This window comes from Escherichia sp. E2562 (assembly GCF_005781075.1).
Taxonomy (GTDB): domain Bacteria; phylum Pseudomonadota; class Gammaproteobacteria; order Enterobacterales; family Enterobacteriaceae; genus Escherichia.
Map to the genome: position 1 here is coordinate 38,308 of NZ_VATM01000015.1, position 22,147 is coordinate 60,454.

Sequence of the window (22,147 nt, forward strand, 5' to 3'; positions counted from 1 at the left end):
TTTCACTGTCGAAGAGTCACCGTAAAATCAACGGAATGACACTTCAGCAGAACGGATACCATGCTGACACTTGCCCGCCAACAACAGCGACAAAATATTCGCTGGTTATTATGCCTGTCAGTTTTGATGCTGCTGGCGCTTCTCTTAAGCCTTTGCGCTGGTGAACAATGGATTTCACCTGCCGACTGGTTCACTCCTCGTGGCGAACTGTTCGTCTGGCAAATTCGTCTGCCACGTACCCTGGTTGTATTGCTGGTTGGCGCGGCGCTGGCGTTATCAGGCGCGGTCATGCAGGCGCTGTTTGAAAACCCTCTCGCGGAGCCGGGGCTGCTTGGCGTCTCTAACGGTGCTGGAGTGGGGCTTATCGCCGCTGTATTGCTTGGGCAAGGGCAGTTACCGAACTGGGCGCTGGGGCTGTGTGCGATTGCTGGCGCGCTTATTATCACCTTAATTCTCTTGCGTTTTGCCCGCCGTCATCTTTCAACCAGCCGATTACTGCTGGCTGGTGTTGCACTGGGTATCATCTGTAGCGCGTTAATGACGTGGGCCATCTACTTTTCCACGTCTGTTGATTTACGCCAACTGATGTACTGGATGATGGGCGGCTTTGGGGGTGTAGACTGGCGACAAAGTTGGCTGATGGTGGCCTTGATTCCGGTGTTGTTGTGGATTTGCTGTCAGTCCCGCCCAATGAATATGTTAGCGCTGGGTGAAATCTCGGCGCGACAACTGGGGTTACCACTGTGGCTCTGGCGCAATGTGCTGGTCGCGGCTACCGGTTGGATGGTCGGTGTCAGTGTGGCGTTGGCTGGCGCTATTGGGTTTATTGGCCTGGTTATCCCGCATATTCTGCGGCTGTGCGGATTAACCGATCACCGGGTATTACTTCCCGGCTGCGCGCTGGCAGGTGCTACTGCGTTGCTGCTTGCCGATATTGTTGCTCGACTGGCGCTGGCTTCCGCAGAGTTACCGATTGGTGTGGTCACCGCCACCCTGGGGGCGCCGGTGTTTATCTGGTTATTGTTAAAAGCAGGGCGTTAGCCGCATAAAGACGGTCTATGATTAAAAGCTAAGATTTTTTACTGACCTTTTCCAGGAGACACGATGCAAGATCCCATTCTGACCACCGTAGTGAAGACGATTGACGGGGAAGTGACCACGCTGGAGAAATATGCCGGTAATGTGCTGCTGATTGTCAATGTCGCTTCAAAGTGTGGCTTAACGCCGCAATATGAACAGTTGGAGAACATCCAGAAAGCCTGGGCCGATCGTGGTTTCGTCGTGCTGGGATTTCCGTGCAACCAGTTCCTTGAACAAGAACCAGGTAGTGATGAAGAAATTAAAACTTATTGCACCACCACCTGGGGCGTGACGTTCCCAATGTTCAGTAAAATTGAGGTCAATGGCGAAGGTCGTCATCCGCTATATCAAAAATTGATTGCCGCAGCGCCGACGGCGGTGGCACCGGAAGAGAGCGGTTTCTACGCGCGAATGGCCAGCAAAGGCCGTGCGCCACTGTACCCTGATGATATTTTGTGGAATTTTGAAAAGTTTCTGGTGGGTAGAGACGGAAAGGTCATCCAGCGTTTTTCCCCGGATATGACGCCGGAAGATCCTATTGTAATGGAAAGCATTAAACTGGCGTTGGCAAAATAATGTCTATTGTGATGCAGTTACAGGATGTAGCGGAATCAACCCGCCTGGGGCCGCTTTCTGGCGAGGTCCGGGCAGGGGAGATCCTGCATCTGGTGGGTCCGAACGGCGCGGGCAAGAGCACCTTGCTGGCGCGAATGGCGGGGATGACCAGTGGTCAGGGAAGCATTCAGTTTGCAGGTAAACCACTGGATACCTGGCCCGCAACAAAACTCGCCCTGCATCGCGCCTATCTTGCACAACAACAGACGCCGCCGTTTGCTATGCCAGTCTGGCATTACCTGACCATGCACCAGCACGATAAAACGCGAACCGATCTGCTAAATGATGTCGCAGGGGCGTTGGCCCTTGATGACAAACTCGGTCGAAGCACCAATCAACTATCCGGTGGTGAATGGCAACGTGTCCGTCTTGCTGCTGTGGTGCTACAAATCACGCCGCAAGCGAATCCGGCAGGTCAATTGCTTCTCCTTGATGAACCCATGAACAGCCTTGATGTTGCCCAGCAAAGCGCGTTAGATAAAATTTTGAGCGCGCTCTGTCAGCAAGGCGTGGCGATTGTGATGAGCAGTCACGATCTTAACCACACATTGCGTCACGCGCATCGGGCGTGGTTACTTAAACAAGGAAAACTGCTTGCCAGTGGGCGGAGAGATGAAGTACTAACGCCGCCGAATCTGGCCCAGGCTTATGGCATGAGCTTCCGTCGTCTGGACATTGAAGGTCACCGAATGCTGATTTCGACCACCTGATTTCATTAGCATCTTGAAAAACGGTTAATTTCGACGCTAAATTAATGCAAGAATAAAAAACAGAGGATTCGTACGGAATGCGTTTCTGCCTAATTTTAATTACAGCACTGTTTCTGGCCGGGTGTAGCCATCATAAAGCGCCGCCGCCAAACGCCAGGCTTTCTGACTCCATTACTGTCATTGCCGGTTTGAACGATCAACTACAGAGCTGGCATGGTACGCCGTATCGTTATGGCGGCATGACTCGACGTGGAGTGGACTGTTCTGGTTTCGTGGTTGTGACGATGCGTGACCGTTTCGACTTACAGTTGCCACGCGAAACAAAACAACAGGCCGCTATCGGTACCCAAATTGATAAAGAAGAATTGCTGCCAGGCGATCTGGTCTTTTTCAAAACAGGTTCCGGGCAAAATGGTTTACACGTGGGTATTTACGATACCAACAATCAATTCATTCACGCCTCTACCAGCAAGGGGGTGATGCGTTCTTCCCTCGATAATGTCTACTGGCAGAAAAATTTCTGGCAGGCGAGACGAATCTAGTATCTCAATAAATGGACGGTGCTGATACCGCACCGTCTGTTAACTCCTGAATACAGTAGTATTTTGCAGACAAAAATACCGCAAATGGAATATTCGTTTATACTCAGGATAATCTAAAAAAAGGACCCCTGAAAAAGTGGTTAACATGGAACAAATGAAAGTTATTCCCTCTGTATTTGTTATGCCTTATGGCCTCAAACTTTTTATCTGGATGTTGAAAAAAATCCGAAGAGAGGGGCTGTTACCATGAGGGTCTTACTGGAGAATCTTTATCATTCTGATTACTATTTTCTACCGATAAGAGACAGCCAACAAAATCTTGTTGGGGTTGAGTTAATAACCCATTTCTCCAGTGACGACGGTACGGTTCGCATCCCGACGACACGGGTTATTGCACAACTTTCAGAGGAGCAGCATTGGCAATTATTTGCCGAAAAGTTGGAATTACTAAAATCATGCCAACATTTTTTCATTCAACATAAACTCTTTGCCTGGATTAATTTAACGCCACAAGTAGCAAAGTTATTATTAGATAGGGATAATTACGCAAGCAAACTATTAAAAATTCCCTTTGCTGAATTGATGATTAATGAAAATTATCCTCATCTTAATGAGGGAAAAGATAATTATGAACTTTTGCACTTATCGCAAATTTTTCCATTGGTTTTGGGAAATTTGGGTGCGGGCAACAGTACAATGAAGGCTGTTTTTGATGGGCTTTTCACTCGCGTCATGCTGGATAAAGGTTTTATTCAGCAACAAATAGTCCATAAATCTTTCGCGCCTTTTATTCGTGCGCTCCATGCGCAAATTTCACCTTGTTGCAATTGTATTATTGCTGCTGGTATTAATACACCGGAGATGTTGGCGCAGATGGTGCCGTTTGGTTTCCATGCTTTTCAGGGATGCTTGTGGCCCGCAGTTCCCGTAAGCCAGATAACAACGCTGGTCCAGCGATAACCCTCTTGTTTGATGGTGTTTAAGACGAGAGTAACCGTCTACACTATCAAACAGGAGGATCTATGACCCTGTCTTTTATTACCCGCTGGCGTGATGAATTGCCGGCAACATATACATCGCTTTCCCCTACGCCTTTAAATAATGCCCGGTTGATTTGGTATAACGCCGAACTGGCTAATACGCTGGGTGTTCCATCGTCGCTGTTTGAAAGTGGCGCGGGTGTCTGGGGCGGCGAAACTTTACTGCCAGGCATGTCGCCACTGGCCCAGGTCTACAGTGGCCACCAGTTTGGTGTCTGGGCGGGGCAGCTTGGCGACGGGCGCGGTATTTTACTCGGCGAGCAACAGTTTGCCGACGGCACCACCATGGACTGGCATCTGAAAGGTGCGGGGCTGACGCCTTATTCGCGGATGGGCGACGGACGTGCGGTTTTACGTTCAACAATTCGCGAAAGTCTTGCCAGTGAGGCAATGCATCACCTTGGCATTCCGACGACACGCGCCTTAAGCATTGTTACCAGCGATACGCCGGTTTACCGGGAGACGGTCGAATCAGGAGCGATGCTGATGCGCGTAGCGCAGAGTCATTTGCGATTTGGCCACTTTGAACACTTTTACTATCGTCGGGAACCGGAAAAAGTTCGCCAGCTGGCTGACTTCGCCATTCGCTATTACTGGCCGCATCTTCAGGATGAAGAGGATAAATACCGCCTCTGGTTTACCGATATTGTCGCACGTACGGCTTCGTTAATCGCCAGCTGGCAGACAGTCGGTTTTGCTCACGGGGTGATGAACACGGATAACATGTCGATTCTCGGGCTGACGCTGGATTATGGTCCATTTGCTTTCCTCGATGATTATGAACCGGGCTTTATTTGTAATCACTCTGATCATCAGGGACGTTACAGCTTTGATAATCAACCTGCCGTTGCGTTGTGGAATTTACAGCGTCTGGCGCAGACATTGTCGCCGTTTATCACTGTCGACGCGTTAAACGAGGCACTGGAAAGCTATCAACAGGTTTTGTTGACGCATTATGGAAAACGTATGCGGCAGAAGCTGGGCTTTATGACGGAGCAAAAAGAGGATAATGCGCTACTGAATGAATTGTTCAGTCTGATGGCGCAAGAGCGCAGTGATTATACTCGCACATTCCGCATGTTAAGCCTGACCGAGCAGCACAGTGCGGCTTCACCGCTGCGCGATGAGTTTATTGACCGCGCGGCGTTTGATGACTGGTTTACGCGTTATCGGGCGCGCTTGCAACAAGACGGAGTTGCCGATAGTGAACGTCAGCAACTGATGCAGAGCGTCAATCCTGCGCTGGTATTGCGAAACTGGCTGGCACAACGCGCTATTGAGGCGGCAGAAAAGGGCGATATGACAGAATTACAACGTCTGCATGAAGCGTTGCGAAATCCTTTCAGCGACAGGGATGATGACTATGTCAGTCGTCCACCTGACTGGGGTAAACGGCTTGAAGTCAGCTGCTCGAGTTAAAGGCTACTTGGTCAACAGCAGCTTGCCAGCCTGAGTTTTACGGAGCAGATATTCTTGCCCGTCATGATCGATAATCAGTTTGCCATCAGGACCTAACAGTGTCTGGCTGGTAATTCGCCGAATGGGCTGCGGGGAAGCGGTCTTGTGATTGGCATCCGTTTCAGGCGTGAGTTTTCTGCTATCCGTATAACGCATAAAAATTAATAATAATTGATATAACAATGATTCTTATTATCAATATTATGGCAAACCAGAGCAAGCAGTAATTTGTTGAGAAGACAACAAGTTGCGCAGAAATGCCCATTCCGTCAGGAATGGGCACGCATTCAGAAGCGGGAATCTACCGCAGAGGCGAGTTTTTCGACCAGGCGTTCAGTATCTTCCCAACCTAAACAAGGATCGGTAATCGACTGACCGTAGGTGAGCGGCTGACCGCTGACGATTTTTTGTGTACCTTCGCGCAGGAAACTTTCTGCCATAATTCCGGCAATTGCCGTGGAGCCATTGCGGATTTGCTGGCAAACATCTTCACAGACTTCTAACTGACGGCGGTGCTGCTTCTGGCAGTTACCGTGGCTGAAATCAACCACCAGATGTTCAGGTAAATCAAACTCGTGAAGCGTATCGCAGGCTGCAGCGATATCATCGGCATGGTAGTTCGGTTTTTTGCCGCCACGCATAATAATATGGCCGTATGGGTTGCCGCTGGTCTGATAGATGGTCATCTGACCGTTTTTGTCTGGCGAGAGGAACATATGGCTGGCACGGGCTGCGCGGATAGCATCCACGGCAATCCGCGTGTTGCCATCGGTACCATTTTTAAAACCTACCGGACAGGAGAGCGCTGACGCCATTTCACGGTGGATTTGGCTCTCGGTGGTACGTGCGCCAATTGCGCCCCAGCTAATTAAGTCAGCAATAAACTGACCGGTCACCATATCGAGGAACTCGGTCGCGGTGGGAACGCCCAGTTCATTTACCTGCAACAGCAACTTACGTGCCATTTCAAGGCCGTGATTAACGCGATAGCTGCCGTTTAAATCCGGATCGGAGATGAGTCCTTTCCAGCCAACAACGGTACGCGGTTTTTCAAAATAGGTGCGCATTACAATTTCCAGTCGTGACTGGTACTGGTTGCGCAACGCCTGCAGACGGGTGGCATACTCCATGGCAGCGGTCAGATCGTGGATCGAGCAGGGTCCAATAATGACCAATAGCCGCTTGTCTTCACCGTTCAGTATTTTTTCAATTCTGCGGCGGGAATCAATGACATGGTTGGCGACGCCAGGCGTTACGGGATACCGTAGCGCGAGTTCGGCGGGCGTTACCAGGCTCTCGATACGCGCAGTACGGAGTTCGTCAGTTCTGTTCATTACAAGTCTCAGAAATTTGTTGCTTCAACGGCAGGACTACCGGGAAGTGATGCGCATCACGATAAACCAATCGCAGCTGATTTCAAGTGCGAGGTGTGTCACACCTCGCCGGGTGGTTAGCATGATAACAAAAAAATAGGCTAATGCACTAGTTCTCTAGTACATTCGGCGGCTTAGGCCCATGATATCGAGGATCTTGGTGGCAATCTCTTCTACCGAATAATTGGTACTGTTAATCCACGGGATCTGATTTTTACGGTACAACGCTTCCACTTCCGCAACCTCCATCCTGCACTGGCGAAGCGAGGCATAGCGACTGTTCTCCCGACGCTCTTCGCGAATCGCCGCCAGACGCTCAGGGTCGATAGTCAGTCCGAACAATTTATGCTGAAGCGGTTTGAGCGACGCGGGCAGCACCAGATTATCCATGTCATCGGCAATAAAGGGATAGTTTGCCGCGCGGATACCAAACTGCATCGCCAGATACAGGCTGGTGGGGGTTTTACCACAACGAGAAACGCCGAGCAGGATCACCTGAGCCTGGTCCAGATTGCGCAACGAAATGCCGTCGTCATGGGCGAGGGTGTAATCAATCGCCGCAATGCGCGCATCATATTTATTGAGATTATTAGGGTTAAGGCCATGGGTACGATGAGCAATCGGCGTTGGATCCAGTTTCATCTCTTGTTGTAGCGGGGCAACCAGCGCCTGAACGATATCCTGGCAAAAACCTTCGCTTTGCAAAATGATGGCGCGGATTTCCGGTAGCACAATGGAGTAAAAAACCAGCGGGCGCACACCTGTCTGGTGATAAATTGCGTCAATCTGATCCTTCACCGCCCGAGCACGGCTCTCATTTTCGACAAACGGCAGCGTAATGCTGCTGATAGTAACGGGAAATTGTGACATCACTGCGTGTCCTAATACCTCCGCAGTTATAGCCGTACCATCAGAAATATAAAAAACGTGGCGATCAACAGCATTATCCATTTTGTTCTTCCCGTGATGCAGACATAATTCTATGAAAGCATAAATTAAAAACGTACAGAAGCGTAGAAGGTTATGCCTGGTTTATAAAATGAACCTTCAATTTTATATTTTATGAAAACAGTATTTCATTTTTACGCTTTCGTTTATACCGATGGTTTATGTGGAAATTACTGAAGATAGCGGATTTGCGCAACGCTGGGATCAGTCTTAAAAAGTAAAAAAATATATTTGCTTGAACGATTCACCGTTTTTTTCATCCGGTTAAATATGCAAAGATAAATACGCAGAAATGTGTTTCTCAAACCGTTCATTTATCACAAAAGGATTGTTCGATGTCCAACAATGGCTCGTCACCGCTGGTGCTTTGGTATAACCAACTCGGCATGAATGATGTAGACAGGGTTGGGGGCAAAAATGCCTCCCTGGGTGAAATGATTACTAACCTTTCCGGAATGGGCGTTTCCGTTCCGAATGGTTTCGCCACAACCGCCGACGCGTTTAACCAGTTTCTGGACCAAAGCGGCGTAAACCAGCGCATCTATGAACTGCTGGATAAAACGGATATTGACGATGTTACCCAGCTTGCGAAAGCGGGCGCGCAAATCCGCCAGTGGATTATCGACACTCCCTTCCAGCCTGAGCTGGAAAACGCCATCCGCGAAGCCTATGCACAGCTTTCCGCCGATGACGAAAATGCCTCTTTTGCGGTGCGTTCCTCCGCCACCGCAGAAGATATGCCGGACGCCTCTTTTGCCGGTCAGCAGGAAACCTTCCTCAACGTTCAGGGTTTTGACGCCGTTCTCGTGGCAGTGAAACATGTCTTTGCTTCTCTGTTTAACGATCGCGCCATCTCTTATCGTGTGCATCAGGGTTACGATCACCGTGGCGTGGCACTCTCCGCCGGTGTTCAGCGGATGGTGCGCTCCGACCTCGCATCTTCTGGGGTGATGTTCTCCATTGATACCGAATCCGGCTTTGACCAGGTGGTGTTTATCACTTCCGCATGGGGCCTGGGTGAAATGGTCGTGCAGGGCGCGGTTAACCCGGATGAGTTTTACGTGCATAAACCGACACTGGCAGCGAATCGCCCGGCTATCGTGCGCCGCACCATGGGGTCGAAAAAAATCCGCATGGTCTACGCGCCGACCCAGGAACACGGCAAGCAGGTTAAAATCGAAGACGTACCGCAGGAACAGCGTGACATCTTCTCGCTGACCAACGAAGAAGTGCAGGAACTGGCAAAACAGGCCGTACAAATTGAGAAACACTACGGTCGCCCGATGGATATTGAGTGGGCGAAAGATGGCCACACCGGCAAATTGTTTATCGTGCAGGCGCGTCCAGAAACTGTACGTTCTCGCGGTCAGGTGATGGAACGTTATACGTTGCATTCACAGGGCAAGATTATCGCCGAAGGCCGCGCTATCGGTCATCGCATCGGCGCGGGTCCGGTGAAAGTCATTCATGACATCAGCGAAATGAACCGCATCGAACCTGGCGACGTGCTGGTTACTGACATGACCGACCCGGACTGGGAACCGATCATGAAGAAAGCGTCTGCCATCGTCACCAACCGTGGCGGTCGTACCTGTCACGCGGCAATTATCGCTCGTGAACTGGGTATTCCGGCGGTAGTGGGCTGCGGTGATGCGACCGAACGGATGAAAGACGGTGAGAACGTCACCGTTTCTTGTGCCGAAGGCGATACTGGTTACGTCTATGCTGAGTTGCTTGAATTCAGCGTGAAAAGCTCCAACGTGGAAACCATGCCGGACCTGCCACTGAAAGTGATGATGAACGTTGGTAACCCGGATCGGGCGTTTGACTTTGCCTGCCTGCCGAACGAAGGCGTGGGCCTTGCGCGTCTGGAATTTATCATCAACCGCATGATTGGCGTTCACCCCCGCGCACTGCTTGAGTTTGATGACCAGGAACCACAGTTACAAAATGAAATTCGCGAGATGATGAAAGGCTTCGATTCTCCGCGCGAATTTTACGTTGGCCGTCTGACCGAAGGGATCGCGACGCTGGGCGCCGCGTTTTATCCGAAACGCGTGATTGTCCGTCTTTCTGATTTTAAATCCAATGAATACGCCAATCTGGTGGGTGGTGAGCGTTACGAGCCGCATGAAGAAAACCCGATGCTGGGCTTCCGTGGCGCGGGCCGCTACGTTTCTGACAGCTTCCGCGACTGCTTCGCACTGGAGTGTGAAGCGGTGAAACGTGTGCGCAACGACATGGGACTGACCAACGTAGAGATCATGATCCCGTTCGTGCGTACCGTAGACCAGGCGAAAGCAGTGGTTGAAGAGCTGGCACGTCAGGGGCTGAAACGTGGTGAGAACGGGCTGAAAATCATCATGATGTGCGAAATTCCGTCCAACGCCTTGCTGGCTGAACAGTTCCTCGAATATTTCGACGGTTTCTCTATCGGCTCAAACGACATGACACAGCTGGCGCTCGGTCTGGACCGCGACTCCGGCGTGGTGTCTGAACTGTTCGATGAGCGCAACGACGCCGTGAAAGCACTGCTGTCGATGGCGATCCGTGCTGCGAAGAAACAGGGCAAATATGTCGGCATTTGCGGTCAGGGACCGTCTGACCACGAAGACTTTGCTGCATGGCTGATGGAAGAGGGGATCGATAGCCTGTCTCTGAACCCGGACACCGTGGTGCAAACCTGGTTAAGCCTGGCTGAACTGAAGAAATAAAATAAATACCCGGCGGCGTTCAGTCGCCGGGTCCATTTCTATATCCCCACCTTTTATCAACCTACTTCGGGCAAACGCGCTCGTGCAATATAAAAAGCTTCCGGGCATCATCTGAATAATTGGCTGGTGTTCTTTCTGATTTTAATTCGTTTGCGATCCTCTCCACAGAATAATTCTCGATACTGTTTTTTCTCAAAGCCGAATGTGACCACTCGTCAATTTCCTTAAGCATATGCGTAATTTTTTCGTCCAGAGTTCGTTGGATTGCACGAAGTCACTGGCGAGTCCCGTTTTTATACTGTCTTCAACCACAGCATAAAAAGGGATATGGATATGAAAAATTACCGCACCGTTATTCAGACATAAGCGCAGATTATGTAATTCAGAGAATTTATTCGAACTAAAACCGATTTTCTGATTTGTCTGGCTGTACAGAAAACAGGATAAATTCCCTCCGCGAGCGGAGGGAAACAGCTACAGGGATTGCATATGAGTTGCTATTTGAAAGTCCTGATTTGTGCGATTGTCGCACTCGCTATATGGTTTTCCCCCGTCCCTGACGGATTAACACCCTTAACCTGGCACATTCTGGCCATATTCATCACCACTGTGGTGGCGTTTATTCTGCAACCGTTGCCGGTAGGCGCTATCGCGTTAATAGCCATCAGTTTTATTATGCTGACCGGCATGATGAAAACCAGCGAAGCCTTAAAAGGTTTCAGCAGCACCACGGTATGGCTTATTGTCGCCGCATTCCTGTACGCGAAAGGATTCATCAAAACGGGGTTGGGGCGGCGTATCGCCTATTTGCTGATTCGCGGATTTGGCGGCAGCTCGTTACGTCTGGGTTATACATTGGCGCTAAGCGATATGATTATCGCGCCCGCAACGCCATCAAACACAGCGCGAGCAGGGGGAATTTTGTTCCCGATTGTTCGCAGTGTCTCTAACAGCTTTGGATCTGAACCGGATCAAGGGCCGCGTAAAATTGGCGCTTATCTGATGCAGACGGTGTTCCATTCCAACTGTCTCTCATCCTCGATGTTTATGACGGCCAGCGCGCCAAATGCACTCATTGTATCTCTGGCGGCCAGCACCTTATTTGTCGATATCTCATGGGGGATGTGGACGCTAAGCGCACTGGTGCCGGGCATTATCGCTTTTATCACTATGCCGTTGGTCATTTACAAACTCTACCCGCCAGAGATCAAAAAGACGCCAGAAGCCAAAGCGTTGGCACAGGAAGAACTTATCAAAATGGGGCCGGTAACCCGAGATGAGCGCGTGACGATTGGCATTTTCCTGCTTTCATTATTGGCCTGGAGTACATCGAAATGGACTGGTCTGGATGCGACCGCTGTCGCGCTTTCCGGCGTCTGTTTAATGTTGATGACCCGGATTATCACCTGGCAGGATGTGCAGTCAGAGAAGGGGGCCTGGGACATTCTGGTCTGGCTGGGCGTCATGATTTGTATGGCAGATAAGCTCAATCAGCTTGGCCTGTTCAAATGGTTCGCCGTCACAACCTCGGCTCTGTTCACCGGCATTCCCTGGGAAATAACACTGACGGTTTTGCTGATAGTTTACTGCTATTCCCACTATTTCTTTGCCGGAAGTACGCCGCATGTAGTGGCGATGTATGCCGCTTTTGGCAGCGTCTCGGTTGCTGCTGGCGCACCGCCGATGATGGCGGCTCTGTCACTGGCGTTCGTCACTAACCTGATGAGCGGCATTTCGCATTATGGCAATGGACCCGCAGTGATCTATTACGGCGCTGGCTATGTCTCGCAACGAGAATGGTGGCGGCTGGGCTTTATCGTCATGTTGTTGAACATTGTCATCTGGTTCGGACTGGGGGCGGTGTGGTGGAAAATTCTTGGCCTGTGGTAAGTGGCCTGCGGCAAACATCAATCAAGGAATAGTGTATGAACTTAAAAGATATTCAGGTAGCGATCGTCGGCAAATTAAGCGACCGCTTAATGGCTAAAGTTGAATCTACCTTCACCGCATATCGCCTGTGGGAACTGACCGACACAGACGCTTTTTACACGCAGATCGCGCCGGATATTAAGGCGCTGGTGACCAGTGGTAATCCGGTAATGGGAGCTTCTCGGGCGCTAATTGAAAAATTTCCGAATCTGAAGATTATTGCCAGCAATGGTGTGGGCTATGACCCTATTGATATCGTGGCAGCCAGGGAGCATGGCGTTATCGTCACCAACACACCTGGCGTGCTTAATGACTGTGTTGCAGACATTGGCATGGCGTTGTTACTCAATGTTGCCCGACGTATTAACATTGCCGATCGTTATGTTCGTGGCGGTCGTTGGCCAAACGAAGGGCGTTTCCCGATGGCGACGAAAGTGAGTGGTAAACGTTGCGGAATTGTTGGTCTGGGGAACATTGGTAATGCTGTAGCCCGCCGTGCAGCAGCATTTGAAATGGAAATTCACTATTTCGACCCAAAACCGCATAACAAACCTGAATGGACGGCGCATGATTCGCTGGTTTCTCTGGCGCAAGCGGTGGACTTCCTCGTTCTGACGCTGCCAGGCGGGGTAAGTACACGCGGCGTTATCGACAAAACTGTGCTGCAGGCTCTGGGGAAAACCGGACATTTGATCAGTATTTCCCGGGGATCAGTGGTGAACGAAACCGATCTGATTGATGCTCTGCAAAATAACATCATTGCTGGTGCGGCACTGGACGTTTATGCCAACGAACCACATGTGCCAGAACAATTAATGTCGCTGGATAACGTTGTCCTGACGCCACATATCGCCAGTGGTACGAGCGAAACGTTTAATGCAATGGCAGATTTGGTTTTTGATAACTTACAGGCTTTCTTTAGCGGACAGCCAGTTATTACCCCTGTTACTCAATAAGGCGGGAAATATGATTTATGGTGATATCGCGTATCTTAGTGAACAACAAAAGCGGACATTTCATCCTGTCATTGCTCGTGTCATTGAGTATCTTTCACAGCATGAGCTGAATAGTGTTCCTGTGGGGGAAAAGGTTTTTATTCAGGATGACTCAATATTTTATACCGTGGTTGAACCGATGACTAAACCACTACATGAATGCCGACCAGAAGTTCATCGTAAATATCTTGATGTCCATTTCTTAATTGCCGGAGAAGAGCGGATTTGTGTGGATTTTGATGATGGAGAAAACTCGGTTGTAGAAAGCCACCTCGGCGACCGTGACGTTATTTTTTATGCTGATGAACGTATTAATGATCGGATAATCACGTTGACACCAGGACAGTTTGTGGTGGTCTTCCCGGAAGAGGTACATCGGGCATGTTATAAAGTCGATAACGTGGAGAAAATCAAAAAAACAGTCGTGAAAATCGACATGAGTTTATTATAGGCGGAGCTGGCTATGACAAAAATTGCCCTGGTGACAGGGGGAAGTAAAGGTATCGGCTACGCGGCAGCAAAGGCACTCTATGACATTGGATATACTGTTATTGTTGCCGCGCGTAACGAAGAAACCTTACAGCAATGTGCACAAGGTTTAGCCAAGGAACGCTTTATTCCTCTGGTTGCTGATGTCACGGATGAGTCCGCTGTCGTTGCACTATTTGCCGAGATTAAGGTTCGTTTTGGTCGACTGGATCTCTTGTTCAATAATGCGGGCAATAATAGTCCGGCAAAAAGTATTGAAGAGGTTGAGTTTACTGAGTGGACACGCGTGTTTAACGCCAATATTCACTCGACATTTTTGTGTTCGAAAGAAGCGATTAAAATCATGAAAGCGCAGCAGCCAATGGGAGGACGCATTATTAACAATGCGTCGATTTCCGCACTGACACCGCGCCTTTATACTGCGGCATACACGGCGTCGAAACATGCTGTTACCGGGTTGACCAAGGCCATTTCCCTTGATTGTCGCAAATTTAATATCGCTTGCGGGCAAATTAATATCGGCAATGCGGAAACGACATTATCGAATCGGATGCGTAAGGGCGTTTATCAGGCAGATGGCGCTATTAAAGCGGAAGATATGATGAATGTTGCTGATGTTGCAGCAGCCATTCAGATGATGGCCCAGTTGCCAGTAACCACGAATGTGCTGGAAATAACGATTATGGCAAATAATATGCCATATGTCGGACGTGGTTAATCGGGATTGAATAAAGCACCTTGCGTATAAGGTGCTTTATTATTTATGAATTATGCCTCAACGCATGTTTGTTCCAGCCGTTGAAGAATATCTTTGCGTAACAAAAATTTTTGTATTTTACCGGAGGCCGTGCGCGGCAGTTTTTCGATCACCACGATATGTTCAGGGTATTTATATTTCGCGACCCGTTTACGGCTAAAAAATGCCACTACATCTTCCAGCGATAATGAATGATGCGGCGCTTTCAGCACGACATAAGCGCATGAACGTTCACCTAAACGTTCATCGGGCATCGCAACCACACAGGCATCGTGAATTTTAGGATGCTGCAATAGAATATCTTCCACCTCACGGCTGCTAATATTTTCGCCGCCGCGAACAATAATATCTTTCTTGCGTCCGGTAATTTTTATATAGCCAGCTTCATCCATGCGGCAGAGATCGCCACTGTAATACCAGCCTTCTTCATCCAGCGCACGAGCGGTTAATTCAGGTTCATCAAAATAACCCATAAACACATTAGGGCCACGCGAAGCCTCTTCACCTTCGCAACCTGGCGGTAAGGTCTTGCGTGCATCATCGACCACTTTAATTTCCACCCCAGCGGCAGCGTAACCATCGGTGTGCATAAAGCGCGACAAAGGATCGTCGAGATTCACCACTGCATGTGGCGAGCTTTCCGTGGAACCATAAACGCTTAATAATTTAATGCCGCGTTGCTGGCATTCACGCGCCACTTTTTTGGGGATCGTGGTGCCGCCGCAAAGAAAGAAATGCAGCGCAGAAAGGTCGGCAGGCTGTTTCTCAAGTAGATTTAAAAGGTCATAAACAAACGGCGTTGCGCCGAGCATACAGGTACAACGTTGTTGCTCAAGCAGCGAGAGACAGGCTTCCGGGGTAAAAATATCTAACAACACGCTGCGGGCGCCAATCAAAAACGGCGCTGTTACACCATGCAGAAACCCCGTCGCGTGACCGAGTGGTGCAGGCATCATAAAGACATCCAGCCAGGTCAGATTCAGCCGCGCGCAATAAGCCCGCTCGCTGGCGAGAATATTATTATGCGTTAGCATCACGCCCTTTGGCATACCCTCAGTTCCGGAGGTAAATAGCACCGCCGCTAATTCATCGCCGTGGACCGATGTTGCGGCGACCAGCGGGGGATTGTCCGCAATAATCTGACTTAACGAGAGAGACGAGGTGGCGGGGGCCAGCTTATCCACGCCGACGATCTGTTGTAGTTGTGGAAGCTGATTTTGCAGTGGCAGGATTAAATCTACCGGACGCGTTTGTTTAAACAATGTCGGTGCAAAAAACATTTTTGCCTGACACTTATTGAGCACCCACACCAGTTCAGCTTCTCGCCAGGAAGGCAACAACGGCACGGAAACTGCACCGGTTTTCAGGCAGGCAAGATAGATAACGGTAAATTCACACCAGCCAGGCAATTGAAAAGCGATACGATCGCCCGATTCAATACCGTTAGCCAGTAACCAGCTTGCCAGACAGTTCGCAGCGTGATCGAGTGCGCTATAGGTGTACGATTCGCCATGATTATCGACAACGGCTATTTTGTCTGGCATCGCGCATGCAGTCTGCCGCCAGTAGTCGGCCAGCGAAGCATCGCCCCACAATCCTTGTTGTCGATAGGCTGCACGACGCTGCGCGTTAAACGTTAATGTCACTTTCATTTTGAACTCTCGAAACAGAACGTCAGGCCCGATGTGCGGGCCTGTGGGAAGCGTAATTAGCCGTAACGGAAATCAATACCGAAGGTGCCTGCGGGGTATTGCCATTGTTCGAGAATAGTGTTGCCACACAGCACCCGGCAGGTGCCGCACTCCAGACAACCGGCGGAATCAAAATGAATGTTTCCCGCGTCATCCTGCTTATACAGTCCGGCAGGGCAGGCTTTCATTAATTTTTGAAATTCATTGATGTCGGGATTTGCCGCCAGAATGATATGTGGGTGGCCCTCATCAACATGGAATTTGTTGACGCCTAATTTGACGTCAACGTTGACCGTAGCGTTCTGGCTCATAGCGCGGTTGCTCCCTTAATGCCATCTTTCAGCAGATTAATCAGCCCGATTTTCTTCGCATGTCCGAGAATCATTTTTCGTACCGGCTGGTTTGGTTTGCCGTCAATAGTGAACATATCGTTCATGATATCGGCGACCATGCGCGGATACTGACTAAACAGGCGCGGGTTTTCCATCAGCGCTGGGATCTTGCGAAAATGCTGCATATCGCGCATAACACAGCTTTGTTCCAGCTCGCGTTTGTATTGCGCCAGACTAGTGGCAGAAAAATCCGCGCGTTCTTTGGCGGCAATCACCGTTGTGGCAGCCGCCTGGGCCGATGCGATGGCTAAATCCATTCCGCGAACCGTAAAGCCCAGATTGAGGCAGAAGCCTGCGGCGTCACCGACGATCATCACACCATCGTTAACCAGTTGCGGCACCATTGCCAGACCGCCTTCCGGCACCATATGCGCGGAATATTCAAGCAGTTTGCCACCGCTAATCAGTGGGCGAATGGCGGGGTGCTGTTTAAAATCCTCCAGCATTTGCGGCACGCTTTTTTGCGCATGGGCGATATCACCCAATCCACAAACCAGACCCAACGATACGGAATCGTGATTGGTGTAGATGAATCCGCCGCCCATCAGACCGTCAGAAGGGGAACCGGCAAACAGCCAGGCGGCACCTTCATCGTCAGTGACGTTAAAGCGATCGTTGATTTGCTCCGGCGTGAGGCCAATGACTTCTTTAACGCCAACAGCGTAATGATGCGGATCGGAGGCGGGAACCATTCCCAGCGAACGGCCAAGCATTGAATTAACGCCATCAGCCAGAATCACCACATTGGCTTCGAGAATATCATCCCCGGCCTGGACGCCAGTGACCTTGTTACCTTCACGAACCAGCGCATCGACGCGAACGCCCGGGATAAACTGCGCGCCCGTCTGTTCGGCTTGTTCCATCAACCACGGGTCGAGACGATTGCGCAATACGGTATAAGAAGCGTGTTGAGGAACATCTGGCTGCTCGTGGTGAAAATCGAGGGTAACGGCGCTCTCTTCGGTTAAGAAGGAGATTTTCTCGCGTGTGACTTTGCGTTCTACCGGCGCTGATGCAGCAAAGCCTGGAATGATCGCTTCAAGCGTGTGGGCATAAAGACGCCCGCCGGTCATATTTTTACATCCGGCACTGTCGCCGCGTTCTATCACCAGGACATCCAGTCCGGCTCGCGCCATGACCAATGCGGCAACGCTACCGGCAACGCCCGCACCGACCACAATGGCATCAAATTTGTCATCCGACATGCGTTATGCTCCCTTCCCGCTGCGTTTACAGCGGGAGATGTAGTTGAAAGGGAATTAGCGACTCAACTGGCTAATCAGGGCAGGGACGACTTTGTAGATATCGCCCACCAGACCGTAGTCGGCATAGTTGAAGATTGGCGCATTTTTATCTTTATTGATGGCGACAATCACTTTTGCGCCATTGCCGCCAACCATATGTTGGATCTGCCCGGAGATCCCCAGCGTCAGGTAGAGGTCGGATTTCAGCAACACGCCGGAGACACCGATATAACGTTCACGCTCCATCCAGTTCTCGCCTTCGGCAATCGGGCGTGAACAACCGACTTCAGCATTGAGTGCCGCTGCCAGTTCGTGGACCATTTTCAGGTCATCCTGTGCTGCCAGACCACGACCGACGCCGACCACGCGTTTTGCTTTGCTCAGGTCCACGCTGCTTGCCGCTTTCGCACGGCGTTCGCGACTAAGAATTTCATGACGCGGAGCAACGTAAGGCACAGTCTCAATCGGACACTGATGCGAGGCGTCACTGGTGCAAGGTTCCTGAACACCGGGCGCAAGGGTAATGATCGCCAGCGGGCTGTTGATCTTTTCCTGGGCGAACGCTAATCCACCATACATGCGGTGTTCGGCGCAAATGTGACCATCGACAATATCCACCGCCGTGGCATCGTTCACCAGCGCCGCATTCAGTTGCACACTTAACCGTGCTGCCAGCGCTTTACCGCGTTTCGTTGCGGCCAACAGCAACATAGAGGGGGGGTTATCTTTCAGCAGGGCAGCAATGCTTTCAGCGTAATTTTCAGTGCGTTGCAGAGCATCGTTTTGCTCAAGAACATAAATACATTTTGGACCATAAGGCATAACGGCCTGTGCCTGGTCGGTATTTTGTACAATGGCATACACCTGTTGGCCCCATTGCTGCGCGCCGCCAAACAGTTCGGCATAACGTTCAGGATTATCGCTAAAGACCCAGACGTTGTTTAATTGACTCATCGTTTCTTCTCCGTAGGCTTTAGTTCAGGGCTTTCTTCAGATGTTCCGCCAGCTCGGCAATGGCTTCCGGCGAATCGTTATCGAGAATGATGTGTTTGCGTTCTGTTTGCGGCGGTACGCGAACGCCGATCAGTTCAGCAAGCGGCGTGGCCTGGCTCCAGCCGATATCACTCGCCTGCCACGGATGTACCGTTTTTTTGCCCGCGCCGAGAATGGCTTTCATCGATGGAATGCGTGGCACGTTAATATCTGACGTGACGCACAGCACGGCTGGAACAGAGAGTTCGATCACTTCAACTTCATCTTCAAGCGTGCGTTCAATCACCAGTGTATTGCCCTGACGCTGAATAGCACTCACAGCATTAATCACCGGAAGTTGCAGAATTTCTCCGACCAGCAAGCCAACCTGCTGGGCATAAAGATCGCCGGAACCTTCACCAAAGATCAGTAAATCGAAGCCGATTTTTTCAACTGCTGCCGCCAGCGCCTTTGCGGTATCGAGAGGCAGTGCATGCTCAAGCTGGGCATCCTGCACCATGTACAGACAGTGCGGTCCGCGGGATAACACGTCTTTACGCACTTTTGAGTTCTGCAACAATGAACCGCCAACGGTCAGCGCGGCTATCTCATCATCATCCGTTGCAAGCTGGCTTGCGGCTTCAATGGCATTGAGATCGAACTGGCTAATTTTGGCATCGGCATTGTCGAAATTGAGGGTGTACTCGGGAGTGACAACAATGTCCTGTTCTTCAGGCACCAGCTTAAAGCAGGTTATTATTTTCATGATTTCTCCTGTGGGTCGCATACGGAACCATCTCCGATGGAAGGTAAAAATGGTCTGAAAATAGTGTGCGATAGCAGGGCGGGGTTTTCGACGGAGCAATCTGTTTTCCTTGCAAACAATCTTGCAAAAAAAATGAGATCGTTAAAACAAAAGCACAATAAGTGGCAATATTATGCCATCGTTTACGTACTATCTTGCATTCAATGTAAATAATCTTGTTTAGCTCTCGCTAAATGCGGTTGTATAACCGCAATACACGCCGTATTTTATCCGGCATATATTGTTTTTACTTGCTCATGGAATAGGGAGGTTGTCATGTATCAACGCTGTTTTGATAATGCCAGCGAAACGCTGTTTGTCGCCGGTAAAACGCCACGACTTTCGCGCTTTGCGTTTAGTGACGATCCTAAATGGGAGTCGGGACATCACGTTCATGATAATGAAACCGAGCTGATTTATGTTAAGAAAGGGGTGGCAAGGTTTACCATTGATTCTTCGCTCTATGTGGCACATGCCGATGACATTGTGGTGATAGAGCGTGGCAGACTGCACGCGGTGGCCTCAGATGCTAACGACCCGGCAACGACTTGTACCTGTGCGCTTTACGGTTTTCAGTTTCAGGGCGCAGAAGAAAATCAGTTACTGCAACCGCATTCTTGTCCGGTAATTGCCGCAGGGCAGGGAAAAGAGGTCATCAAAACACTTTTTAATGAATTAAGTGTGATTTTACCGCAAAGTAAAAATGGCAACACATCTTCAGTGTGGGATGCATTTTCCTATACGTTAGCGATTCTCTATTACGAAAACTTTAAAAATGCCTATCGTTCGGAGCAGGGGTATATTAAAAAAGATGTCCTGATAAAAGATATTCTCTTTTATCTTAATAATAATTACCGCGAAAAAATCACTTTAGAACAGTTATCGAAAAAATTTCGTGCCAGCGTCAGTTATATTTGTCATGAATTTACTAAAGAGTATCGAATTTCTCCCATTAACTACGTCATTCAACGGCGTATGACGGAAGCGAAATGGTTGCTGACCAATACCGATTTGTCGCAGGCAGAAATCTCCTGGCGCGTGGGTTATGAAAATGTCGATCATTTTGCCAAACTGTTTTTGCGCCATGTTGGCTGTTCTCCCAGTGATTACCGCAAACAATTTAAAAATTGTTTTGCTGAACAAGAAATCTTATCTGAATTTTCTGAACCTGTAAGTCTTGCCGGATAAATCTGACGGCGCAGTTTTTGTCAGAAGCTGCGCCGCCTGAAGATTATTTATTCTGGTAATCTTTCAGGATCTGCCGACCTGCAACGTAAATCATAATCTCGTCAGTACCACCGCCAATCCGTTCACAGCGGACATCACGCCAGAAGCGGGAGACGCGTGCCTCATCGGTGTAGCCCAACCCGCCCATGATTTGAATTGCATCATCAATGACTTCCATTGCAGTGCGTGCGCAGTACAGTTTTGCCAGCGCCGCGCTGGTGCGCAGTGACTGATGCTGATCGGCTTGCCATGCCACTTTCAACACCATGTTGCGCATGTTGTCGATCTTAATCGCCATCAGCGCCAGTTTTTCCTGGATCATCTGGTTATGACCAATTGGCTTACCAAAAGCGATACGCTGGTTGGCATAGCGGGCGGCATCTTCGAATGCGCATTCGGCAAAGCCAGTGCTGCGCGCGGCGTTGATCAGGCGCTCCATCTCAAAGTTGTACATCACATTGAGGAAACCCATTCCTTCTTCGCCTACCATGTCGCTCTCTTCAACTTCCACGTTGTCGAGATAAACTTCGCAGGTGCTAAGCATATGCCAGCCGATTTTATGCAGCGGATTGATCTTAATGCCGGGCTTACTGGACTCAACCCACCACAGGGTGAAGGCTTTTTTCGGATCTTTCGGTTCTGGATCGCGCGCCAACACCAGCATATACGGGTACTCTTTCGCACCGGTGATGAAGGTTTTCTGTCCGTTGATGTAAACCTTGCCATTTTTACGCGTGTAAGTGGTGGTGGCGCTGTTGTTATCTGAGCCAGCACCGGGTTCCGTCAACGCCAGGGCATAGGCAGGGTCGCCGGTTTCCAGGGTACTTTCTGCCGTTTTACGTAGCTGCTCCTCAGAACCAAAACGGCGCATGCTGTGAATACACTGACCGTTGGTAATCAAAAACGCCGGAGCACCGCATTTTGACACTTCCATCAGCGCCAGCATCTGGGTGACGTAATCCGCAGGGATGCCGCCGAACTCTTCCGGCACGCCAAGCATAGAAATGCCGTTATCTGCCAGCGCCCGCATAAACTCACGCGGATATGTACCGTTTTGATCGCAGGTGCGGAAATACTCTTCCGGAAAGTTAGTCGTAATCAGTTCGCGAATACTGGCCAGCAGCAGTTCTTGTTCTTCAGTTAAAGAAAAATCCATCGTGATACTC

Annotated in this window: 21 protein-coding genes; 12 read left to right on the top strand and 9 right to left on the bottom strand. The window is 49.9% G+C overall.

Going from position 1 to position 22,147, the window contains the following annotated elements:
* Window positions 1-60: 60 nt before the first annotated feature.
* From btuC to selO, 6 genes are all read left to right on the top strand, one after another.
* The gene (gene btuC / locus FEK43_RS18125; RefSeq protein WP_135406851.1) at window positions 61-1,041 is read left to right on the top strand and encodes a vitamin B12 ABC transporter permease BtuC; all 981 of its coding nucleotides are present in this window, start codon (window positions 61-63) and stop codon (window positions 1,039-1,041) included.
* A gap of 63 nt (window positions 1,042-1,104) precedes the next feature.
* Window positions 1,105-1,656, top strand: a complete 552-nt coding sequence (btuE, locus tag FEK43_RS18130) for a bifunctional thioredoxin/glutathione peroxidase (RefSeq protein ID WP_130208280.1) — start codon at window positions 1,105-1,107, stop codon at window positions 1,654-1,656.
* Window positions 1,656-2,405 (top strand): vitamin B12 ABC transporter ATP-binding protein BtuD, encoded by a 750-nt coding sequence (gene btuD / locus FEK43_RS18135; protein ID WP_130208278.1) that lies wholly within the window; start codon window positions 1,656-1,658, stop codon window positions 2,403-2,405. The genes btuE and btuD overlap by 1 nt, the downstream gene beginning before the upstream one ends.
* 77 nt (window positions 2,406-2,482) lie before the next feature.
* A complete protein-coding gene (locus FEK43_RS18140) occupies window positions 2,483-2,947 on the top strand; it encodes an NlpC/P60 family protein (protein WP_130208276.1) in 465 nt (154 codons plus the stop codon).
* 246 nt (window positions 2,948-3,193) lie between these two features.
* Window positions 3,194-3,907: an EAL domain-containing protein gene (locus FEK43_RS18145; RefSeq protein WP_135407252.1), complete on the top strand. Its 714-nt coding sequence runs from the start codon at window positions 3,194-3,196 to the stop codon at window positions 3,905-3,907.
* A 62-nt stretch (window positions 3,908-3,969) separates the two neighbouring features.
* Window positions 3,970-5,406 (top strand): protein adenylyltransferase SelO, encoded by a 1,437-nt coding sequence (gene selO, locus FEK43_RS18150; RefSeq protein WP_135406845.1) that lies wholly within the window; start codon window positions 3,970-3,972, stop codon window positions 5,404-5,406.
* 3 nt (window positions 5,407-5,409) lie between these two features.
* Here selO and hemP read toward each other — a convergent pair whose 3' ends face one another.
* The 3 genes from hemP to ppsR form a co-directional block, all read right to left on the bottom strand.
* Window positions 5,410-5,601 (bottom strand): hemin uptake protein HemP, encoded by a 192-nt coding sequence (hemP, locus tag FEK43_RS18155; RefSeq protein WP_001270810.1) that lies wholly within the window; start codon window positions 5,599-5,601, stop codon window positions 5,410-5,412.
* A gap of 131 nt (window positions 5,602-5,732) precedes the next feature.
* The gene (gene aroH, locus FEK43_RS18160; protein ID WP_131161178.1) at window positions 5,733-6,779 is read right to left on the bottom strand and encodes a 3-deoxy-7-phosphoheptulonate synthase AroH; all 1,047 of its coding nucleotides are present in this window, start codon (window positions 6,777-6,779) and stop codon (window positions 5,733-5,735) included.
* Between the two features lie 156 nt (window positions 6,780-6,935).
* The gene (ppsR, locus tag FEK43_RS18165) at window positions 6,936-7,769 is read right to left on the bottom strand and encodes a posphoenolpyruvate synthetase regulatory kinase/phosphorylase PpsR (RefSeq protein ID WP_000368046.1); all 834 of its coding nucleotides are present in this window, start codon (window positions 7,767-7,769) and stop codon (window positions 6,936-6,938) included.
* 332 nt (window positions 7,770-8,101) lie between these two features.
* Here ppsR and ppsA point away from each other — a divergent pair, with 332 nt between their 5' ends.
* The 5 genes from ppsA to FEK43_RS18190 all read left to right on the top strand — a co-directional run bounded on the left by ppsA (window position 8,102) and on the right by FEK43_RS18190 (window position 14,611).
* On the top strand, window positions 8,102-10,480 hold the full coding sequence (gene ppsA / locus FEK43_RS18170; RefSeq protein WP_135406842.1) for a phosphoenolpyruvate synthase: 2,379 nt from the start codon (window positions 8,102-8,104) through the stop codon (window positions 10,478-10,480).
* 489 nt (window positions 10,481-10,969) lie between these two features.
* Window positions 10,970-12,370 (top strand): anion permease, encoded by a 1,401-nt coding sequence (locus FEK43_RS18175; protein WP_001278076.1) that lies wholly within the window; start codon window positions 10,970-10,972, stop codon window positions 12,368-12,370.
* Window positions 12,371-12,405: 35 nt separating this feature from the next.
* Complete coding sequence (locus tag FEK43_RS18180) at window positions 12,406-13,365, top strand: 2-hydroxyacid dehydrogenase (protein WP_135406839.1); 960 nt, start codon at window positions 12,406-12,408, stop codon at window positions 13,363-13,365.
* Window positions 13,366-13,375: 10 nt separating this feature from the next.
* Window positions 13,376-13,855, top strand: a complete 480-nt coding sequence (locus FEK43_RS18185) for a YhcH/YjgK/YiaL family protein (protein ID WP_130218911.1) — start codon at window positions 13,376-13,378, stop codon at window positions 13,853-13,855.
* A gap of 12 nt (window positions 13,856-13,867) precedes the next feature.
* Window positions 13,868-14,611: an SDR family oxidoreductase gene (locus tag FEK43_RS18190; RefSeq protein WP_130218913.1), complete on the top strand. Its 744-nt coding sequence runs from the start codon at window positions 13,868-13,870 to the stop codon at window positions 14,609-14,611.
* A gap of 50 nt (window positions 14,612-14,661) precedes the next feature.
* On the opposite strand, the gene fadK is transcribed toward FEK43_RS18190, so the two are convergent.
* From fadK to FEK43_RS18215, 5 genes are read right to left on the bottom strand one after another with little or no spacing between them, the layout of a single operon-like run.
* Window positions 14,662-16,302 carry a medium-chain fatty-acid--CoA ligase gene (fadK, locus tag FEK43_RS18195; protein ID WP_138158684.1) on the bottom strand — a complete coding sequence of 547 codons (1,641 nt, stop codon included), beginning with the start codon at window positions 16,300-16,302 and terminating at the stop codon, window positions 14,662-14,664.
* A gap of 56 nt (window positions 16,303-16,358) precedes the next feature.
* A complete protein-coding gene (locus FEK43_RS18200) occupies window positions 16,359-16,652 on the bottom strand; it encodes a ferredoxin family protein (RefSeq protein WP_000081086.1) in 294 nt (97 codons plus the stop codon).
* Window positions 16,649-17,938, bottom strand: a complete 1,290-nt coding sequence (locus FEK43_RS18205; protein ID WP_135406836.1) for an FAD-dependent oxidoreductase — start codon at window positions 17,936-17,938, stop codon at window positions 16,649-16,651. The genes FEK43_RS18200 and FEK43_RS18205 overlap by 4 nt, the downstream gene beginning before the upstream one ends.
* Window positions 17,939-17,992: 54 nt before the next feature.
* Complete coding sequence (locus FEK43_RS18210) at window positions 17,993-18,931, bottom strand: electron transfer flavoprotein subunit alpha (RefSeq protein ID WP_135406832.1); 939 nt, start codon at window positions 18,929-18,931, stop codon at window positions 17,993-17,995.
* A gap of 19 nt (window positions 18,932-18,950) precedes the next feature.
* Window positions 18,951-19,715 (bottom strand): electron transfer flavoprotein, encoded by a 765-nt coding sequence (locus tag FEK43_RS18215; RefSeq protein ID WP_135406828.1) that lies wholly within the window; start codon window positions 19,713-19,715, stop codon window positions 18,951-18,953.
* A gap of 315 nt (window positions 19,716-20,030) precedes the next feature.
* On the opposite strand from FEK43_RS18215, the gene FEK43_RS18220 reads away from it, so the two are divergent.
* A complete protein-coding gene (locus FEK43_RS18220; RefSeq protein WP_130208252.1) occupies window positions 20,031-20,942 on the top strand; it encodes an AraC family transcriptional regulator in 912 nt (303 codons plus the stop codon).
* Between the two features lie 43 nt (window positions 20,943-20,985).
* Here the strand turns inward: FEK43_RS18220 and FEK43_RS18225 are convergent, their stop codons facing one another.
* Entirely contained in the window at window positions 20,986-22,137 is a 1,152-nt protein-coding gene (locus FEK43_RS18225) for an acyl-CoA dehydrogenase (RefSeq protein ID WP_000347861.1), read from the bottom strand.
* Between the last annotated feature and the right edge of the window lie 10 nt (window positions 22,138-22,147).